Source organism: Salipiger aestuarii (assembly GCF_003259905.1).
GTDB classification, from domain to species: domain Bacteria; phylum Pseudomonadota; class Alphaproteobacteria; order Rhodobacterales; family Rhodobacteraceae; genus Salipiger; species Salipiger aestuarii.
The window spans coordinates 1-18,523 of the sequence record NZ_QLMG01000063.1; the positions used below are offsets into that span (position 1 = coordinate 1).

The following is an 18,523-nucleotide window of genomic DNA, read 5'->3' on the forward strand; positions in this document are numbered from 1 at the left end:
GCTTCGTCAATGTCGTCAGCTCTTTCCCAGAAGGTCTTTCAGCACGACGTTGTCCAGCATGGTGTCCGCCAACAGGCGCTTGAGCTTGGCGTTCTCGTCCTCAAGGGCCTTCAGCCTCGCGGCCTCGGACACCTCCATGCCGCCATACTTGGCCTTCAGCTCGTAGAACGTCGCCGTGCTCAGGCCATGCCTGCGGCACACCTCAACAGTCGGCATTCCAGCCTCCTGCTCCTTGATCATTCCAATGATTTGCGCCTCGGTGAAACGGCTCTTTCGCGTGTGTCTGCTCCTTCAGAGTTGGCGCAGACTCTACATCACGGTGACGGATTTCGCGGGGGGCAGGTCAGCTCCCAGAGCGTAGCGTCTGCGCGCTGGGAGGCATCCGAACGTCGACTCAGCTGTCTTGACGGGCGATTTCAGTAATCAGAACATCGCCAACCATCGGACCAAGCACATTTCGGGCGGCTTCGTGCAACGACCGACGCAGGATTTCCATGCGCGTGCTCTCGGTGAAGTTGCCCTCAAAGCCACCGATATTCGCATGATCGAACAAAACACGCAGGAACACGTCCCTTAGCTTTGGTTCCTGATTATAGACGATTTCCTGTCCCGCGCCCATAATCTCCAAGCTAAGTGACAGGACCACGAGCGATTGAACCCGGTCTTTTGCCACAATCGGGATGACGAACTGATTGTTCATCTTGACATATATCGGTCCTGCGGCGTCTCCGTGATCATCCGCCGCCTGTGACGGTGTAGCGGCGTGTTCGCCCGCTGGTGCGGCCGCGTCGCCCGACGGAGCCAGGAAGATGCCGGCGCCAATCCCGGCGCCGGTTCCGATCAGGGCAAGCAGGATGGGAAGCAGTTTTTTCATCGCAACGTCCTCAGAAAGGCAGGATCATGTCGAGCACCTGCTGTCCGTATCGCGGCTGCTGGACGTCGGTGATCTGGCCGCGACCGCCATAGGAAATCTTGGCCGAGGCAATCTTGTCGTAGGTGATCTCGTTCTTGCGGGTGATGTCTTCGGGCCGGACAAAACCCGAAACCAGCAGTTCGCGCATTTCAAAGTTGACACGGATTTCCTGCGCGCCCTGAATCGCCAGAACCCCGTTGGGCATGACATCGGTGATCGTCGCTGCCACGCGGAGAGTCAGTTGTTCGCTTCGATTGACGGCGCCGTTGCCGTTCGAAGTCCCGCTGCCACTCAGATCGACCGCGTTAGCGAGGCTTGCGCCCGCCGGAAGATTGAGATCCTGTTCCTGGGGAATGCCGAAAAGCTGCGGGATCCCCATGCTTTCCGAACTTGAACGAGCGCGCGATGTGCTGTTCGAGATCTCTGCGGATTCGTCGAAGTCGATGACAACGGTCAGAATATCACCGGCCTTGAGCGCCCTTCGATCACCCAGCAGCGAGCTTTTCTCACGGCTCCAGAGCGATGCGTTATCCGACGCGCGCTCGGGCGGGTTTATTGTCGGAACCCCGGTGTAGGCCATCGCGACGCGTTCGGCACTTTCGGCCTGCGGGGTGAAACTTGGCGCTTTGCCGACGTGATCAAGGCGGCTGCACGCTGCGGCGGGGATGAGGCAGAGAAGAAAAATTGTTCGGGGCAGCATCGTTCACTCCTGGGCGACGGTCACCTGACCGCTTTCGGTCACGGTGCCGAACAGGGTTGTTCGGGAAGACAGGTTCATCACGCGCACGCGTTCGCCGGCACTGGCGCGATCCAGGGCGCGCCCTTCGGTCACGATATGCAAACCGCTGCGTGAAAAGATCAGTTCAACGATCTGGTTTCGATCGATCAGGGCGGGTTCACCGATAGAGCCTTCCATGACGGCGCGGCCAGGGTAGATGGCGACGCGCGCCTCCTGCCCGATGACCGCGGACGGATCGGTGTACGCGCCTGGCACGGTGGCTGGGTCCAATCGAATCGCATCCGGGGAAATGACCTCGAACGCGCGGATCGTGCGCGTCGTGACCACGGTTTCGGCCGGGGCGCTTGTCGCGAGACTCAACGCGACGGGGATGAAGGCGAGGCAGCGCATCAGCGGACCTGCACGGTCGCGCCCATCATCTGGTCGGCGGCGGACATGACCTTGGAATTCAACTCATAGCCGCGTTGCGCCTCGATCAGTTCGGTGATTTCATAGACGGGATCGACCGAGCTGTCCTCTAGATAGCCTTGCCGGAAGAACCCAAGCCCCTCCTGACCGGCGGTGGTCTGGATCGGGGGGCCAGAGGCTTCGGTTTCTGTAAAGAGGTTTCCGCCGATCGCCTCAAGCCCTTTGGGGTTGGTAAAGCCGGTCAGCGTCAGCTGGCCGAGCAACTGCGCTTCGACCGCGTCGTCAAAATAGGCGTAAACCTCGCCATCGGCGTTGATCGAGATGCTGTTGGCATCATCGGGAATGGTGATTTCGGGCGAAACAGCCATACCGTCATTGGTCACGATCAGACCGTCCGCATTGCGTTTGAGCGCGCCATCGCGGGTATAACCAGCCTCGCCCGAGGGCAGCGTGACCTCGAAATATCCGCGTCCCTCGATGGCGATATCAAGATCACCTCCGGTGTTGGACAGCGCGCCCTGTGCCATTTTCATGGTCACGGCAGACGGTCGGACACCAAGGCCAAGCTGTACACCCGTTGGCAGCATCGTCCCGTCGGTCGCGTTGATCGTGCCGGCGCGTGATTGCTGCTGATAATGCAGGTCGGCAAATTCCGCGCGCCTGGCGTTGTAGCCGGTCGTGCTCATGTTCGAGAGGTTCTGAGAGATGACCTCGACCCGCATTTGTTGGGCGCTCATGCCCGTTGCGGCGATTTTCAGTGCGCGCATGTTCCGCTCCGTTGATTACTTTACAAAGGCCTTGATGGCGGCCCGCACCCGTTCGTCCTCACGCTGGAGGAAGTTCTGCCCCATTTCGTAGGCCCGCTGGACCTCGATCATCCGGGCAACCTGCAGAATCGAATCGACGTTCGAACTTTCGACGAACCCCTGCATGACGCGGGGGTTTTCGACCGGCTCGTAGCCTTCATCGGCGCGAAACAGGACGCCGCCTTCGCGGGCCATTGCCGCTGGGTTGACCGGTTGAACGACGCCCAGCTGGCCGATCGGCTGCCCATCGCTGCTGAGCGTTCCGTCCTGGCCCACCGCAAGATCCGTGGCGTTCGGTGGAACGAAAACCGGGGCGCCGCCAGAATCAAGCACGGCGTAGCCATCCGGGGTCATCATGTCGCCTTCGGGCCCGACGACGAAGGCGCCGGCGCGGGTCAGACGTTCGCCACCGGGCGCCTGGACCAGGAAGAACCCGTCGCCTTCGATGGCGAAGTCATATTGACTGCCGGTCCGCGTGAGCGTGCCTTGCGCGAAAGAGGTATTCTTGACCTCGCCCAGGCTCATCGACACTGAACCGCCCGGCTCGTCCGTGCGCTGAACATATTCGGAAAACATCACGCCCTGCTGGCGGTATCCGGTGGTCGCCGAGTTTGCGATGTTGTTGGCGATCAGCTGCATTTCGCGGGTAAGGCCGCGTTGCCGGGAAAGCGTCGTGTAGTCGGAAAGACCCATCTCAGCCTCCTGTTATCATGGGAAGAACGCGTTCATGGAAGAAGCCGACGAGCGTATTGGTCATGAAGCTCATCGACATCCAGAAGACGATCAGAATGGCCAACAGCTTGGGCACGAAGGTCAGCGTCATTTCCTGTACCGAGGTCAGCGCCTGAAACAGGCCGACCGAGACCCCCGCGACCAGCGCGGCGGTCAGGATCGGCACGGATGTGATCGTGGCGATCCACAATCCCTGACGCAAGGTGTCGTAGAAGATGGCCTCGTTCAGCATGGGTCAGACCGGCATTCTCAGGATTTCCTGATAGGCTTCAACGAACTTGTTGCGCACGGCGACCACCGTCTCGACCGCCAGCTCTGACTGGGCGAGCGCATTGACCAGCGCATGCGGGTCGGCATCGCCCACCATGGATTTCTCGGCGGTGACTTCAGCTTCCTGCAAGGTCGTCGCAAAATCCTGGGCGGCCTCGACAAATTTGTCCTGCACCGCACCGGTGCCGGGTTGCGGTTCGGTTGCGGGGCGTTGTGCCGCGTATTTTTGCGCGGCGAAAAGCGATCGGACGTCCATTCTGGTCTCCAATTCAAGGGTGGGTTAGCGGCGCAGCAGGTCCATCAGGCTGGTCGACATCTCGCGTGTCTGTTCGAACATCTTGAGATTGGCCTCGTAACTTTGCTGTGCCTCGCGGGCATCCGCGAGTTCGATGATAAGATCGACGTTCGAGCCGTCGTAAAAGCCGTTCTCGTTCGCCATGGGGTTTTGCGGATCGTAGATCTGTTCCAGTTCGCTGCGATCCAGGTTCACCTTGCCGGTTTCGACCTGCTGCACGCCGTCACGCCTGCCGCTGGTTTCGAAGGGGATTGTCTTGCGGTGGTAGCCGGGGGTGTCCACGTTCGCGATGTTTTCCGACAGCACGCGCAGCCGCGTCGCTTGTGCGCGCAGACCACTGGATGAAACGGAAAGGGCGTTGGAAAAGTCGCTCATTTCAGGGCTTTCCTCTTAGCGGCCAAGGCTGGCGCGCAGAATGTTCAGGTTTGAACGGTAGATCGACAGCGCGCGATTATGGGCGCGCGCGGCATCGACGGCGGTCACCATCTCGGTTTCGACCGATACCGTGTTGCCGTTGGGATCTACCTTGTCGCGCCGCTCTTGCGCCTCGGGCAATGTGCCATGCAGATGGCCATTGATATGCGATGCACGCGTCGCGCGCTGATCCGTCATCCCGTCGCGGACGGTCTGATCGAAATCAGGAAGTTCGACCGCCCGGTAGTCGGGCGTATCGGCGTTCGCGATATTCTGGGCGCTGAGCGCCTGTTGCTTGCCGCTATGCTGTGCCAGGGCCATGGCCGTTCTGAACACGTCCAGGTTTTGGAACATCGGGGCTTCTCCCTCGATCTGCTTCAACTAAGGCTTAACGCTGATTCCTTTAGAAAAGGTTTGAGGGAAATGAAGGATGCGCACGGATGGACGAGACAGAGATTTCGGGACTGAGGTCGCGCATTGCGCAGATTCAGCCGATCAGGGCAGTCGGGCGGGTCAGATCCGTCGATGGAACAGTGATTTGGGTTCGCGGACTGGCGCATACCGCCTGCATCGGCGACCGGCTGCGGCTGTATCGCGGGACTGACACACTTGACGGAGAGGTGCTGAGGATTCGCGAGGACCTTGTCGCAATGCTGCCCGACGAGGGTGCCGATGGCGTTTCCCAAGGCGATCGCGTCGCCGTTCTGGGGCCGCCGACGCTTGCGCCTTCTGATGGTTGGATCGGGCGGGTGATCGACCCTTACGGGATGCCTCTGGACGAGATGCCGCTAAGTCCCGGCCCGATGCGCAGACCCTTCCGCGCCAGCCCCCCGCCGGCTGCACAGCGTCGCGGACTGGGGGCGCGGCTTCCGACCGGCCTTGCCAGTTTCGACACGCTGCTGCCCATCGCGCGCGGGCAACGCATGGGTCTGTTCGCAGGGTCGGGCGTGGGAAAATCGCGCCTGCTTTCCGCCCTTGCCAGGGGAATGACTGCGGATGTCGTCGTGCTGGCGCTCGTCGGCGAACGCGGCCGCGAAGTTCATGATTTCGTTCATTCCGTTCTTGGACAAGAGGGAATGGCGCGCAGTGTCGTGGTGGCGGCAACGTCGGATCGCTCGCCACTTGAACGCCGTCGCTGCCCGCTCGCCGCAATGACGATCGCCGAGCATTTTCGCGATCAGGGGATGCATGTGTTGTACCTAGCCGATTCGATAACACGTTTTGCCGAGGCGCACCGTGAGGTCGCCGTTGCCGCAGGCGAGATGCCCGCATTGCGGGGCTTTCCGCCCTCGACCGCGCACCAGATCATGCGTCTGGCAGAGCGGGCAGGGCCGGGCCTGCCAGGAGCGGGCGACATTACCGCAGTGTTCAGTGTTCTGGTTGCAGGCTCCGATATGGACGAGCCCGTCGCGGATATTCTGCGAGGTGTGTTGGATGGCCATGTGGTGTTAAGCCGGGATATTGCCGAGCGTGGTCGCTTCCCCGCCATTGATATCTTGCGATCCGTTTCGCGCAGCCTTCCGGAGGCGGCGAACGCCGAGGAGAATTCAGTTATCCTTCAGGCGCGCCAGCTGCTTGGGGCGTATTCCCGGTCTGAAACTATGATTCGGGCCGGGCTGTATCGCGAAGGCGAGGATCCGGTGCTTGATCAGGCGATCCGGGCCTGGCCCGATCTCGATGGGTTTATAGGCGAGTCATCTCCGCATGGGGCCAACGCGGCGTTCAACCGGTTGCGCCTGATCCTCAGACGGTCCGGAGCCAAGATGCCGCCAGCGCAGCGCAACAAAATGACCGGGTCGCGATAATACGCCCCGTCATTCGTCTGATCGCCTAGGTGTTTGATCCCACGGTTTGATGGCGCGATCCTTTCTCATGAATGGAAGGAAGCCTTATGGGACAAGTTCGTCATGGGAGCGCCACGCACTGTTACCCGGCAGGCGATTTGCAAGGCAAATCTGCCGAGAGGGCACGCACGCCATCAGAGCAGCGATACAGCGATCCATTGGCTGGCAGTCGTTTGCGCAGCACAACGATGAGAAGCGCAAGCTTCGCTCGCGCAGCTGAGCAAGGAGTTGGGCATCACTCCCAAAACCGTCGCGAAGTGGCGCAAGCGTGCGACGGTCGAGGACTTGAAGACCGGTCCAAAGGAGCCGCGTTCAACCGTTCTCACTGAAGCTGAGGAGGCAATATCCTCGCATTCCGACGGCACACGCTGCTGCCGCTGGACGATTGCCTCTATGCCCTTCAGCCATCGATTCCGCATCTGACACGGTCGGCGCTCCATCTGGCCTTCAGCGGCACGGCATCTCTCGCTCGCCGGATGTAGAGGGTGACAAGCCTAAGCGGCAGCGCTTCAAGCGCTACCCCATCGGGTTCTTTCACATGGACATCGCGGAGGTTCAAACCGCCGAGGGCAAGCTGTATCCGTTCGTGGGCATTGACCGGACCAGCAAATTTGTAGTCACGCAACTCGTGGATAAGGCGGATCGCAGGACAGCGTGGGAGAGGTCCTCGAACTGCTGCTCAAGGCCGTCCCTTATCGCATTCATACGATCCTGACCGATAAGGGCATCCAATTCGCCGAACAGCCCCGCAATCGTAACACCCCTTATTCTCAGCCCATGCGTTTCGACATGATCTGCAAGGCCAATGAGATCGAGCATAGGCTAACCAAGCCAAACCATCCGTGGACGAATGGCCAGGTCGAGCGGATGAACCGAACGATCAAGGAGGCGACGGTGAAATGATACCGCTACGACAGCCATGATCAGCTGCGCACGCCCCTCTCGGACTGCATGGCGGCCTGCAACTTCGCACGCAGGCTGAAGACGCTCAGCGGCCTCACGCCCTACGAATACATCTGCAAGATCTGGACTTCCGAGCCTGATCGATTCATCCTGAATCCGTTCCACCAGATGCCGGGACTGAACGCCATGGCTGAAGGACATGAGCAAACTCGCACCGTCGATCTGCACGGCCACGAACGGGCCCGATGGGCACGCGGATCTCGTCGGATGCGACCGTGACTCTCTGCATGGGCGGCTGCGGGTGCTGGATTGGAAATATCGTGATTGAACGACCGTGGCGATCGCTGGAACATGAATGCACCTGACGCCTCGCCTTCGGAACCGAGACGGCCGCCTGGGATCGGATGGGCAGGTGGATGAGGGTCTGCAACACCGCGCGCCGCCACCCTGTCCGGGAAACGCGAGACCACATCAGGATCGCAGCGGCCCACCGTGGGACCAAACGCGTGGGGCATTGATTCGGGGGGAGAGGCGTTAACCATATTTTTCCGATCCGCCTGATATGCATCGGGTATGGTTCGGATACTCGCCTTCTCTGTGGTCCTTTTGGTCGCGGCCTGCGCGATTGGCGCGCCTCCTCCGCCCGGTCGGGTCGAGGACAAGCACCGCGATGCGTTGACCTTTGCGATGATGCAGCTTGGCCCTGGCGTAAGCTACGACGAAGCCAGGCGCCTCAGTGCGGTGGCCTGGTCCTATCCGCAGGTGCTTGCCCGTGGCTACGCCGCAGAGTTGGCGCGGCTGAATGCCGCCCGCCCGCCGGCGCTGGATCTCAAGACGCCCGCTGTCTGCGCCGACTGGGCCGATGCCCAGTTCCGCCGCCTTCGGCAGGAATCGCCGCGCACGCTGGACCTGCACATGGCGCTGGCGGATCCGCGGATCAGGACACCGTTCCAGCACGCGACGGTCGTGGTGACGGCCAGAGGCGCGCCGCTGTCCAGCGGCCTTGTGCTTGACGGGTGCCGCCGCAGCGGAAACCTTTATTGGTTGCCGGTTTCGCAAGACAGCTACAAGTGGCGCCCGCAAAAGGAGGTTCTGTGGGACAGAACCTTTGGCAAGAAACCTTGGTACGCCAGGACCCCGTGGGAGGGACGGCTGGTCAGGCCCGATCCGCTTGCGCCCTGACGCCACGCCAAAACAGGTGAAGGCCCCGGCCTTGACCTTGGCGCGCCAGCAGCCACCTTGTGCACACGGGTCGCAACCCGGCCGCCCACCGCCACCATTATCTGGATGCCGCCATGTCCCACGATCATCATCACGTCGATCCGAACGCCGGGGATGGCCGTCTGATCGGCGCGATCGCCGTGAATCTCGGGTTGACGGTGGCGCAGGTGGCGGGGGGGCTCGTGTCGGGCAGCCTGGCGATGATCGCCGATGCGCTGCACAATTTTTCGGACGCGATTTCACTCGTGATCGCGGCCGCCGCGCGGCGCATCGCGCGGCGACCCTCGAACCAGGACATGCCCTTTGGCTATGCCCGCGCCGAGGTCGTCGCGGCGCTGGTGAACTACACGACGCTGATCGTCATCGGGCTGTATCTCGCGATGGAGGCGGTTCTGCGGTTTCTGTCGCCCGAGCGGGTCGAGGGCTGGCTTGTGGTGGTTATCGCGGGTGTGGCGCTGGTGGTCGATCTTGTGACGGCGCTGCTGACCTGGACCATGTCGAAGGACAGCGTGAACATTCGCGCGGCGTTTCTGCACAATATCGCGGATGCGCTGGGGTCCGTGGCGGTGATCGCCGCGGGCACGCTGATCCTGCTTTTCGGCTGGACATGGGTCGACCCGGCGGTGACACTGCTGATCGCGGGCTACATCCTGTGGATGGCATTTTCCGAGATCGGCGGTGTGATCCGCATCCTGATGCTGGGCAGCCCACCCGCGATGGTTCCGGGCGACGTGCTGTCAGAGGCCGAAGCGATCGAGGGGGTGGCCGGCATGCACAGGGCGCATCTGTGGCAAATCGACGAACACGAGGCGGCGCTTCAGGCGCATGTGGTGGTCAACGAAGGCGCATGGGAGCGGGCCGACGATATCAAGGCGCACGTCAAGGCGCGCATGAGGGACCGCTTTGGCATCAGCCATGTGGTGCTAGAGATGGAATGCGCGCGCCATGCCTGCGCCTCGCCGGTTCGGTGGGGCGACGCGTGATGCGACGTTGACCACAAGCCAATTCCACGGGTGGCCCTTGCGGCCCCGCGGGCCCGACACTAAGAATCTGTTAACACTACCCGGCTAGGCAACACAGAGTTACGACAGGCAGGCGAAGATGAAAGATCCGATCGAAACATACATGAACACGCTCGTCCCCATGGTGGTCGAGCAGACAAGCCGTGGCGAACGCGCCTATGACATTTTTTCGCGGCTGCTTAAGGAACGGATCATCTTCGTGTCCGGCCCCGTGCATGACGGGATGTCGTCGCTGATCGTAGCGCAGCTGCTGCACCTTGAGGCAGAGAATCCGTCGAAAGAGATTTCAATGTACATCAACAGCCCCGGCGGTGTTGTGACCTCTGGGCTGTCGATCTACGACACCATGCAATACATCAAACCCAAGGTGTCGACGCTTGTGATCGGCCAGGCGGCGTCGATGGGCTCGCTGCTGCTGGCGGCGGGCGAGTCGGGCATGCGGTTCTCGCTGCCCAACAGCCGCATCATGGTTCACCAGCCTTCGGGCGGCTACCAGGGCCAGGCGACAGACATCATGATTCACGCGGAAGAAACGCTGAAGCTCAAACGGCGTCTCAACGAGATTTACGTCAAGCATTGCGGACGTACGTTGGAAGAGGTCGAAAAGGCGCTCGAACGCGACAACTTCATGTCGCCCGAGGATGCCAAGGCCTGGGGACTCATCGACGAGATCGTTGAAAAGCGCGGCGGTGGCGACGACGTCAGCGCCTGATGTTCCGCATCCGCGGCCTTCGGGCCGCGGGGCAATTTCCGGATTGTAGAGTCCGGGGCTGTGCCCTATCCTTTGCGGGATGCTAAAAGAGAACGGGCCACGGCAGGTATTTTGAGCCTGCCCAGGCGAAAAACGGCCCTGAAAGGTGTGAGATGGCGACCAATTCCGGCGGTGACAGCAAGAACACCCTCTACTGCAGCTTCTGCGGCAAGAGCCAGCACGAGGTCCGCAAGCTGATCGCGGGACCGACGGTGTTCATTTGCGACGAATGCGTCGAGCTGTGCATGGATATTATCCGTGAGGAAACGAAGGGCGCCGGGCTGAAATCGTCCGAGGGCGTCCCTTCCCCGCGTGAGATCTGCGATGTGCTTGACGACTATGTGATTGGCCAGTTTACGGCCAAGCGCGTGCTGTCCGTTGCGGTGCACAATCATTACAAGCGGTTGAATCACAGTCAGAAGTCCGCGGATATCGAACTTGCGAAGTCCAACATCCTTTTGATCGGGCCGACCGGTTGCGGCAAGACGCTGCTAGCGCAGACGCTTGCGCGCATCCTTGATGTGCCGTTCACGATGGCGGACGCGACCACGCTGACCGAGGCCGGCTACGTCGGCGAGGATGTCGAAAACATCATCCTCAAGCTGCTTCAGTCTTCCGAATATAACGTCGAGCGGGCGCAGCGCGGAATCGTTTATATCGACGAAGTCGACAAGATCACCCGCAAGTCCGAGAATCCGTCGATCACCCGCGATGTGTCCGGCGAAGGCGTGCAGCAGGCGCTGCTGAAGCTGATGGAGGGCACGGTTGCCTCGGTTCCGCCGCAGGGGGGGCGCAAGCATCCGCAGCAGGAATTCCTGCAGGTGGACACGACCAACATCCTGTTCATTTGCGGCGGTGCGTTTGCCGGGCTGGACCGGATCATCGCGCAGCGCGGCAAGGGGTCGGCCATGGGCTTTGGCGCCGACGTGCGTGACCCGGACGAGCGCGGCGTGGGCGAGATTTTTGGCGATCTCGAACCTGAGGATCTGTTGAAGTTCGGCCTTATCCCGGAATTCGTCGGCCGCCTTCCGGTGATCGCGACGCTGGAGGATCTGGACGAAGAGGCGCTTGTGACCATCCTTACCAAGCCGAAGAACGCGCTGGTCAAACAGTATCAGCGTCTCTTCGAGATGGAGGATACCAAGCTAAGCTTCACTGACGATGCGCTAAGCGCCATCGCCAAGCGTGCGATCGAACGCAAAACCGGCGCGCGGGGTCTTCGGTCCATCCTGGAGGCGATCTTGCTGGATACCATGTTTGAACTGCCGGGGATGGATGACGTGACAGAGGTGGTGGTCAACGAAGAGGCTGTGACCTCGGAGGCCAAGCCGCTGATGATCTACGCCGACCAGAAGAAAGAAGGCGCTTCGGCCGGGTAAGCCCGGCCCCGCCTGACCGGCGCGCGATGGCTAGGCGGGGGAAATCCCCCGCCTATTTTCATGTGATGACGTCATGATCATCAGACGCATGCGTAGTGGCGGCCCGTTCGAGGCAAAACCCGGCTATTGCCGCACGATGGCTGCGGGCGGTTTTGGACATGACGCCGGCACCGTCGGGCGGGCGGTAGGTGATGCGGACCGCATCGGCAAAACTTGCGCCCGCTTCGGCAGGCAGCGCGGTGCCAACACCATGTTGCCCTGCCCGACGCTGCCGAATTCGAAGCGTGCCGGGTGGTCTTTGCGAAAACCTTTGGGGAAAATCCGCCAGTTGCCACAATGATCGAGACCACGCTGATCCCCCCGAAATATCGCAACGAGACCGAGTTAACGGCGCTTACCCGCCAAAGCTGACCCCCGGCACCGCGCCAGCGCCAACGCACAATTGAGTGCATTTGCAAGGCCCCGTGCTGGACGCGCGGCACGCAATTGTCCATAAGCGATACAGGAATATCTGAGGAGTCGCCCATGGGAATGCTGAATTCGCTCCTGAAGGCCGTGACCTGGTGGAACGGCGCCACGCTGAACACGCTTCTGTGGAGCAAGCGGAACGGCAGCCGCGTGGGGGAGGACGAGCAGGGCAACACCTTCTATCAGACGAAGGATGGCAAGCGCCGCTGGGTCATCTTCAACGGCGAAGTCGAGGCATCGCGCGTCAGTCCCGACTGGCACGGCTGGCTGCATCACACGTTTGAAACACCGCCGACCGACCGCCCGCTGCCGCATAAATCCTGGGAAAAACCCCATATCGAGAATCTGACCGGCACCGCTCTGGCCTATGCCCCGCAGGGGTCGATCCGCCGGCCCGCGCCCAAGCCGCGTTCTGATTACGAGGCCTGGAGCCCGGAATAACCCCATGAGTACCTCGACCACAGAGGTTCTGGTCGGCGGGGTTGTCCTTGCGGCGGCCATCGCCTTCGGCACCTACGCCGTCACATCCACTGGATTCTCGCTTGGAGAAGACGGCTACCCTCTCACTGCCAGTTTCCGTTCGCTCGAAGGGGTGACGGTCGGCAGCGACGTGCGGCTTGCCGGGGTCCGTGTCGGCACAGTGACCGGCATCGTGCTCAACCCGGACACCTACCGGGCGGACATGGCGATCAGCATGGACGAGACGATTCAGGTGCCCGACGACAGCGCCATCGTGGTTTCGTCCGAGGGGCTTTTGGGGGGAAATTACGTTGAAATCAGTCCTGGCGGGTCGATGTTCTATCTTGAGGCCGGGGATGAAATCGTCGACACGCAAGGCTCGGTCAGCCTGCTGTCGCTGTTGTTGAAATATGTCGGCGGAGGAGACAACTGATGCGGCGTTTCAGTCTGATGCTGGCTCTGTTGTCGGGCATCGCGACGGGGGCGATTGCCCAGGAAGCGACCGACACCGGAACCGGCGCGATGCTGCGTGGGCTCGACAAGCTGACGGGGCGTGCGCGTGACATCGAACTGCGCGCTGGCAGCATGGCCCAGTTTGGCCGAATCGAGGTATCGTTGTCCGAATGCCGATATCCCGAAGGCGAGCCCGCCAGCGATGCGTTCGCCTTTGTAACCGTGCGCGAAGCGGGCCGGCCTGTCCCGGCGTTTCGTGGCTGGATGGTCGCATCCTCACCGGCGTTGAACGCAATGGATCACCAGCGTTACGACGTCTGGGTGTTGCGCTGCACGACGTCCTGACCCGACAGGGGAAGGGGGGTTCCAGCGAAATCCGCCGTGCGGGAGAGGGCATCGCGCAGGCGAAGCCGGTATTCCATTCTGCTGATTTCGATCGCACCGAGCGAGCCAAGATGATCGGTCAGGAATTGCGTGTCGAACAGGGTAAACCCGGCGCGCCGACACAGGTCCACCAGCCAGCACAGCGCGATCTTCGATCCGTCCCTGCGGCGCGAAAACATTGATTCTCCGCAGAAGGCCGCTCCGATTTCGATGCCATAAACCCCACCCGCAAGGTGCCCGTCGATCCAGACTTCGAGCGAATGCGCGACGCCGCGGCGGTGCAATTCGGCAAACATACGGCGAATTTCGGGGTTGATCCAGGTTTCGGGGCGGTCGGCGCAGGCGTCGATCACCTGTTCAAAGGCGGTATCCACGGTGACGCGATAATCGTCCCGTTTCAGCCGCCTGCCCAGGCTGCGCGAGACATGCAGCCCGTCCAGCGGAATGATTCCCCGGCGGCGCGGATCGACCCAGAAAAGCTCTGGGTCGTCGCGGTGCTCGGCCATTGGAAAGATGCCCGAGCGATAGGCGAGGAGAAGCTGGTCCGCGCTGAGGTTCATGCCCCGGCGCCCCCATACCCCCGGCGCGGCCGCATCACCCGGCCTTGAACGGGTCTGTGGCGAGCCACTTTTCCAGCCAGTGGATGTTGTAATCCCCCGCATGAATCGCCGGTTCCTGAAGCAGCGCGTGGAACAGCGGGATGGTGGTGTCGACCCCGTCCACGATCAGCTCGGACAGCGCGCGGTTGAGCCGGGCAAGCGCCTCGGTCCGGTCACGGCCCTTGACGATCAGCTTGCCGATCAGGCTGTCGTAATAGGGCGGGATCGAATAGCCCTGATACAGCGCCGAATCCATCCGCACGCCCAGCCCGCCCGGCGCGTGATACTGGCTGATCTTGCCGGGGCAGGGGGTGAAATTCGGCAGTTTTTCGGCGTTGATGCGCACTTCGATGGCGTGGCCGTCGATTTGCAGATCGTCCTGCGTGAACGACAGGCCGTTGCCTTCGGCGACGCGGATCTGTTCGCGCACCAGATCGACGCCAAAGATCGCCTCGGTCACCGGATGTTCCACCTGAAGGCGGGTGTTCATCTCGATGAAATAGAACTCTCCGTCCTCATACAGAAATTCCACCGTGCCCGCGCCGGAATAGCCCAGGGCCGCCATCGCATCGGCGCAGGTCTTGCCGATGCGCGCGCGTTCCTCCGGAGTGATGCAGGGGGCCGGGGCTTCTTCGAAAACCTTCTGGTGGCGGCGCTGCAAAGAACAATCGCGTTCGCCCAAATGCACCGCATTGCCCTTGCCGTCGCCAAAGATCTGAATCTCGATATGGCGCGGCTTTTGCAGGTATTTCTCGATGTAGACCTCATCGTTGCCAAAGGCGGCCTTGCCCTCGGCGCGGGCGGTCTGAAAGGCGCGCTCCATCTCGTCTTCGGAGTTGGCGACCTTCATGCCGCGCCCGCCGCCGCCGGCGGTGGCCTTGATGATGACCGGGTAGCCGAAATCGCGGCCGATCTGTTTGGCGGCGTCAACGTCGGGAACACCGCCTTCGGAGCCGGGCACGCAAGGAACGCCAAGCTCTTTCATCGTGTCCTTGGCGCTGATCTTGTCGCCCATCACACGGATGTGCGCGGCCGAGGGGCCGATGAAGGTCAGGTCGTGGTCTTCGACCATCTGAACGAATCGGGCGTTTTCGGACAGGAAGCCATACCCGGGATGGATTGCCTGGGCGCCGGTGATTTCGCAGGCCGAGATGATCCCGGCGGGCGACAGATAGCTGTCGGTCGAGGACGGTGGGCCGATGCAGATGCTTTCATCGGCCATGCGGACATGCATGGCGTCCGAGTCGGCGGTGGAATGCACCGCGACCGAGGCGATGCCCATTTCACGGCAGGCGCGAATGACGCGCAGGGCGATCTCGCCGCGATTGGCGATCAGGATCTTGTCGAACATGAAGCCCCCTTATTCAAGGATGACGAGAGGCGCGCCGTATTCGACGGGGGCGCCGTCCTCGACGAGGATGCGCTTGACGGTCCCGGCACGGGGCGCGGGGATGTGGTTCATGGTCTTCATCGCCTCGACGATGATCAGCGTGTCGCCTTCGCGCACCTGCTGGCCGACGCTGATGAACGCCGGCGCGCCCGGTTCGGGCTGCATGTAGACCGTGCCGACCATGGGCGAGGTCACGGCGCCAGGGTGCGCTGCGGGGTCCTCGGGCATGGTGTCCGCGACCGGGGCCACCACTGCGGCCGCCGGGGCTGCCATTGGCGCGGCAACCATGGGCGTCGTCACCGGGGCGGTCATCGGCAGGTGGCGGCTGACGCGGACGTTCAGGCTGTCGTCCTCGGCATAGTCGCGTTTGACCTGTAGCTCGGTCAGATCGTTGTCGCGGAGCAGTTCCGCCAATGCCCTGATGAAGGCCACATCGGCTTCGTGATTCTTGTTGCTCATGCAATCCTCGCCGGTAGATGTCAGGGCCTGCGTCGAAACGGCCCGTGGATTGTCGAGCTTATAGGGCAAGCCATGCGTCATGAAAAGCGACGCCGACGTGGAATCGCGGCAAGTTCGGTCGGTCCCCGGCTTTGCATGCCGCGGATCCGGCCGGATCGGGTCAGGTGGTCTTGTCGACCCCGGCGCCCCCCCCGCTTGTCTGGGACAGGTCCGCGCGGGCGCCATAGGGGATTGGCAGCGGCAGGGCGTCCTGTTGCGGTGCGGCGGTGTCCGGTTCGGGGTGCGCCGGGGCCGGCGCGGTTGACCCGGACAGCGTGGGCAATGCGCTGTCATCGTCGGTGTCGGGCGTTTCGGCGGTGTCGGCAGGTTCGATTGCTGGTGTGGTCTGATCCAGATCCGGTCCGCCCGCCGGGGGCGGCTGCCTGTCCGTCGCCAGTTTTTCGGCCTGATCCTGCAACATCTTGGCGATGCGAATCTGAATCACGGACGGGGGCGCGGAGCGCTCGGGTGTCTGACGGGACTGAAGCTGGCGTGCCTCGGAAGGCGGCTCGCGGTCGCTGCCGGGGTCGGCTCCGATGTCGGCCTGCTCGGCCACGGGTTGTACGCGGGTGACGGGGGGAGGACCGTCTGCGGGGTCAGGAAGCCCCTGAGGGTGTCCTGTGGCAAGCGGCGCCAATGCGGGAAGAACGCCTGTGAACTGCATGGACTCACTCCAACAGATACGACGCCCCCACTTAACAAGACTAACATATTCCTTCGCAAAGGGCGCAAATTTCACAGGATCCGGGGGGAAACCGGCGCAGGTGGTTAACCCGATCTTTAAAACGCGGGCCGAATGCAGGCGGGCGCCGGTTTGGCACCCGCGCGGCCACGCGATCTGGGCCAGTTTACCCCTTGTTTGCGCGATTTTCGATGAGGTCGTCGACGACGGAGGGGTCGGCGAGTGTTGATGTGTCGCCCAGGGCGCCAAAGTCGTTTTCGGCGATTTTGCGCAGGATGCGGCGCATGATCTTGCCGGAGCGGGTTTTTGGCAGGCCGGGCGCCCATTGGATCAGGTCGGGCGAGGCGATGGGGCCGATTTCGGTGCGCACCCAGGCGCGCAGGTCCTTGGCCAGCTCGTCGGAGGGTTCCACCCCGTTCATCAGGGTGACGTAGCAATAGATGCCCTGGCCCTTGACGGCGTGCGGATAGCCCACCACCGCGGCCTCGGCGACCTTGGCGTGGGCGACAAGGGCGGATTCGACCTCGGCCGTGCCCATGCGGTGGCCGCTGACGTTGATGACGTCATCGACGCGCCCGGTGATCCAGTAATCGCCATCCGCATCGGCGCGACAGCCGTCGCCCGAGAAGTAATAGCCCTTGTATTGCTGGAAATAGGTCTGTTCGAACCGTTCATGGTCGCCCCAGACGGTGCGCATCTGGCCCGGCCAGCTGTCGGCGATGGCAAGGACACCGTCGGTGGGGCGGGTGTCGATGATCTCGCCGCTGGTCGGTTCCAGCACCACGGGTTTGATGCCGAAGAACGGCTTCATCGCCGCGCCGGGCTTGGTGGCATGGGCCCCGGGCAGCGGCGTCATCAGGTGGCCGCCGGTTTCGGTCTGCCACCAGGTGTCGACGATGGGGCAGCGCCCGCCGCCGATGATGTCGTTATACCAGGTCCACGCCTCCGGATTGATGGGTTCGCCCACGGTGCCGAGCAGTTTCAGCGAGGATAGATCGCATTTGGTTACGAAATCGTTGCCCTGGCCCATCAGGGCGCGCAGCGCGGTCGGCGCGGTGTAGAACTGGTTGACCTTGTGCTTTTCGCAGACCTGCCAGAACCGCGAGGCGTCGGGCCAGGTCGGCACGCCTTCGAACATCAGGGTTGTGGCGCCATTGGCCAAGGGCCCGTAAACAATATAGGAATGCCCGGTGACCCAGCCCACGTCGGCGGTGCACCAATAGACGTCGCCTTCATGATAATCGAAAACAATTTCATGGGTGAGGGCGGTGTAAACCAAATATCCACCAGTTGTGTGCACAACCCCCTTGGGCTTGCCGGTGGAGCCCGAGGTGTACAGAACGAAAAGGGGATCTTCGGCGTTCATGGGCCGCGGCGGGCAATCGGGCGCGGCGTGTTCCATCAGGTAATTCAGATCGACATCACGGCCCTGCACCCAGCTGGTCTGGTCGCCGGTGTGCTTGACCACCAGGCAGCGGACCTTGTCAGAGCAATGCAGCAGCGCCGCGTCGGCGTTTGATTTCAGCGCGGTACGGCGGCCGCCGCGCGGAGCGGTGTCGGCGGTAATGACGACCTTGGCGCCGCAATCATTGATGCGGTTGGCCAGCGCATCGGGGGAAAAGCCCGCGAAAACGATGGAATGGATCGCGCCGATGCGCGCGCAGGCCAGCATGGCATAGGCCGCCTCGGGGATCATCGGCAGGTAGATGACAACGCGATCGCCGCGCATGACGCCCTGGCTCAGCAGGACGTTGGCCATGCGGTTCACCTTGTCGTAAAGCTGGGCATAGGTGATGTGCCGGGCGGGATCGTCGGGGTTGTCGGGTTCGAAGATGATGGCCGTCTGGTCGGCGCGGGCGGGCAGGTGGCGGTCGACGCAATTGTAGGCGACGT

The 18,523-nt window shown here is 62.3% G+C and carries 23 protein-coding genes and 2 pseudogenes; 10 read left to right on the forward strand and 15 right to left on the reverse strand.

What is annotated here, in order from left to right:
- Positions 1-21 precede the first annotated feature (21 nt).
- The 10 genes and pseudogenes from ATI53_RS20410 to ATI53_RS20455 form a co-directional block, all read right to left on the reverse strand.
- Positions 22-240: pseudogene (locus ATI53_RS20410) on the reverse strand (transposase); the annotation flags it as partial.
- A 154-nt stretch (positions 241-394) separates the two neighbouring features.
- Positions 395-874, reverse strand: a complete 480-nt coding sequence (locus tag ATI53_RS20415; RefSeq protein ID WP_111551231.1) for a flagellar basal body-associated FliL family protein — start codon at positions 872-874, stop codon at positions 395-397.
- A 10-nt stretch (positions 875-884) separates the two neighbouring features.
- A complete protein-coding gene (gene flgH / locus ATI53_RS20420; RefSeq protein WP_009503091.1) occupies positions 885-1,613 on the reverse strand; it encodes a flagellar basal body L-ring protein FlgH in 729 nt (242 codons plus the stop codon).
- Positions 1,614-1,616: 3 nt separating this feature from the next.
- Positions 1,617-2,042, reverse strand: coding sequence for a flagellar basal body P-ring formation chaperone FlgA (gene flgA, locus ATI53_RS20425; RefSeq protein WP_009503092.1), 426 nt, complete (start codon positions 2,040-2,042; stop codon positions 1,617-1,619).
- Complete coding sequence (flgG, locus tag ATI53_RS20430) at positions 2,042-2,827, reverse strand: flagellar basal-body rod protein FlgG (RefSeq protein ID WP_009503093.1); 786 nt, start codon at positions 2,825-2,827, stop codon at positions 2,042-2,044. Before flgG ends, flgA begins: the two co-directional genes overlap by 1 nt.
- Positions 2,828-2,842: 15 nt before the next feature.
- Entirely contained in the window at positions 2,843-3,559 is a 717-nt protein-coding gene (locus tag ATI53_RS20435; RefSeq protein WP_111551232.1) for a flagellar hook-basal body complex protein, read from the reverse strand.
- 1 nt (position 3,560) lies between these two features.
- Positions 3,561-3,830 (reverse strand): flagellar biosynthetic protein FliQ, encoded by a 270-nt coding sequence (locus ATI53_RS20440; protein ID WP_009503095.1) that lies wholly within the window; start codon positions 3,828-3,830, stop codon positions 3,561-3,563.
- 3 nt (positions 3,831-3,833) lie between these two features.
- Positions 3,834-4,124 (reverse strand): flagellar hook-basal body complex protein FliE, encoded by a 291-nt coding sequence (gene fliE / locus ATI53_RS20445; protein WP_009503096.1) that lies wholly within the window; start codon positions 4,122-4,124, stop codon positions 3,834-3,836.
- A gap of 24 nt (positions 4,125-4,148) precedes the next feature.
- On the reverse strand, positions 4,149-4,538 hold the full coding sequence (flgC, locus tag ATI53_RS20450; RefSeq protein WP_111551233.1) for a flagellar basal body rod protein FlgC: 390 nt from the start codon (positions 4,536-4,538) through the stop codon (positions 4,149-4,151).
- Positions 4,539-4,553: 15 nt separating this feature from the next.
- Positions 4,554-4,931, reverse strand: a complete 378-nt coding sequence (locus tag ATI53_RS20455) for a FlgB family protein (protein WP_051989451.1) — start codon at positions 4,929-4,931, stop codon at positions 4,554-4,556.
- An 86-nt stretch (positions 4,932-5,017) separates the two neighbouring features.
- On the opposite strand from ATI53_RS20455, the gene ATI53_RS20460 reads away from it, so the two are divergent.
- From ATI53_RS20460 to ATI53_RS20515, 10 genes and pseudogenes are all read left to right on the forward strand, one after another.
- Positions 5,018-6,382, forward strand: coding sequence for a FliI/YscN family ATPase (locus ATI53_RS20460; RefSeq protein WP_009503099.1), 1,365 nt, complete (start codon positions 5,018-5,020; stop codon positions 6,380-6,382).
- An 86-nt stretch (positions 6,383-6,468) separates the two neighbouring features.
- Positions 6,469-7,507: pseudogene (locus ATI53_RS20470) on the forward strand (IS481 family transposase); the annotation flags it as partial.
- Positions 7,508-7,897: 390 nt separating this feature from the next.
- Positions 7,898-8,506: a hypothetical protein gene (locus tag ATI53_RS20475; protein ID WP_111551235.1), complete on the forward strand. Its 609-nt coding sequence runs from the start codon at positions 7,898-7,900 to the stop codon at positions 8,504-8,506.
- A gap of 113 nt (positions 8,507-8,619) precedes the next feature.
- Positions 8,620-9,528 carry a cation diffusion facilitator family transporter gene (locus tag ATI53_RS20480; protein WP_111551241.1) on the forward strand — a complete coding sequence of 303 codons (909 nt, stop codon included), beginning with the start codon at positions 8,620-8,622 and terminating at the stop codon, positions 9,526-9,528.
- A gap of 118 nt (positions 9,529-9,646) precedes the next feature.
- Positions 9,647-10,279, forward strand: a complete 633-nt coding sequence (locus tag ATI53_RS20485; RefSeq protein WP_009506419.1) for an ATP-dependent Clp protease proteolytic subunit — start codon at positions 9,647-9,649, stop codon at positions 10,277-10,279.
- A 152-nt stretch (positions 10,280-10,431) separates the two neighbouring features.
- Positions 10,432-11,697 carry an ATP-dependent Clp protease ATP-binding subunit ClpX gene (gene clpX / locus ATI53_RS20495; protein WP_009506420.1) on the forward strand — a complete coding sequence of 422 codons (1,266 nt, stop codon included), beginning with the start codon at positions 10,432-10,434 and terminating at the stop codon, positions 11,695-11,697.
- A gap of 73 nt (positions 11,698-11,770) precedes the next feature.
- Positions 11,771-12,037: a RidA family protein gene (locus ATI53_RS20500; RefSeq protein WP_311136026.1), complete on the forward strand. Its 267-nt coding sequence runs from the start codon at positions 11,771-11,773 to the stop codon at positions 12,035-12,037.
- 185 nt (positions 12,038-12,222) lie between these two features.
- Positions 12,223-12,606 (forward strand): NADH:ubiquinone oxidoreductase subunit NDUFA12, encoded by a 384-nt coding sequence (locus ATI53_RS20505; protein WP_111551236.1) that lies wholly within the window; start codon positions 12,223-12,225, stop codon positions 12,604-12,606.
- Between the two features lie 4 nt (positions 12,607-12,610).
- Positions 12,611-13,057, forward strand: coding sequence for an outer membrane lipid asymmetry maintenance protein MlaD (gene mlaD / locus ATI53_RS20510; RefSeq protein ID WP_111551237.1), 447 nt, complete (start codon positions 12,611-12,613; stop codon positions 13,055-13,057).
- Positions 13,057-13,422, forward strand: coding sequence for a DUF2155 domain-containing protein (locus ATI53_RS20515; RefSeq protein WP_111551238.1), 366 nt, complete (start codon positions 13,057-13,059; stop codon positions 13,420-13,422). Before mlaD ends, ATI53_RS20515 begins: the two co-directional genes overlap by 1 nt.
- On the opposite strand, the gene aat is transcribed toward ATI53_RS20515, so the two are convergent.
- The 5 genes from aat to acs form a co-directional block, all read right to left on the reverse strand.
- Positions 13,386-14,021 (reverse strand): leucyl/phenylalanyl-tRNA--protein transferase, encoded by a 636-nt coding sequence (aat, locus tag ATI53_RS20520; RefSeq protein WP_009506424.1) that lies wholly within the window; start codon positions 14,019-14,021, stop codon positions 13,386-13,388. The genes ATI53_RS20515 and aat overlap by 37 nt on opposite strands.
- A 34-nt stretch (positions 14,022-14,055) precedes the next feature.
- Positions 14,056-15,411, reverse strand: a complete 1,356-nt coding sequence (gene accC / locus ATI53_RS20525) for an acetyl-CoA carboxylase biotin carboxylase subunit (protein ID WP_009506425.1) — start codon at positions 15,409-15,411, stop codon at positions 14,056-14,058.
- A 9-nt stretch (positions 15,412-15,420) separates the two neighbouring features.
- The gene (gene accB, locus ATI53_RS20530) at positions 15,421-15,909 is read right to left on the reverse strand and encodes an acetyl-CoA carboxylase biotin carboxyl carrier protein (RefSeq protein WP_009506426.1); all 489 of its coding nucleotides are present in this window, start codon (positions 15,907-15,909) and stop codon (positions 15,421-15,423) included.
- A 160-nt stretch (positions 15,910-16,069) separates the two neighbouring features.
- Positions 16,070-16,612 carry a hypothetical protein gene (locus ATI53_RS20535; RefSeq protein WP_146609979.1) on the reverse strand — a complete coding sequence of 181 codons (543 nt, stop codon included), beginning with the start codon at positions 16,610-16,612 and terminating at the stop codon, positions 16,070-16,072.
- A gap of 184 nt (positions 16,613-16,796) precedes the next feature.
- Positions 16,797-18,523 (reverse strand): acetate--CoA ligase (acs, locus tag ATI53_RS20540; protein ID WP_111551240.1); only part of this gene is annotated, 1,727 nt, incomplete at its 5' end.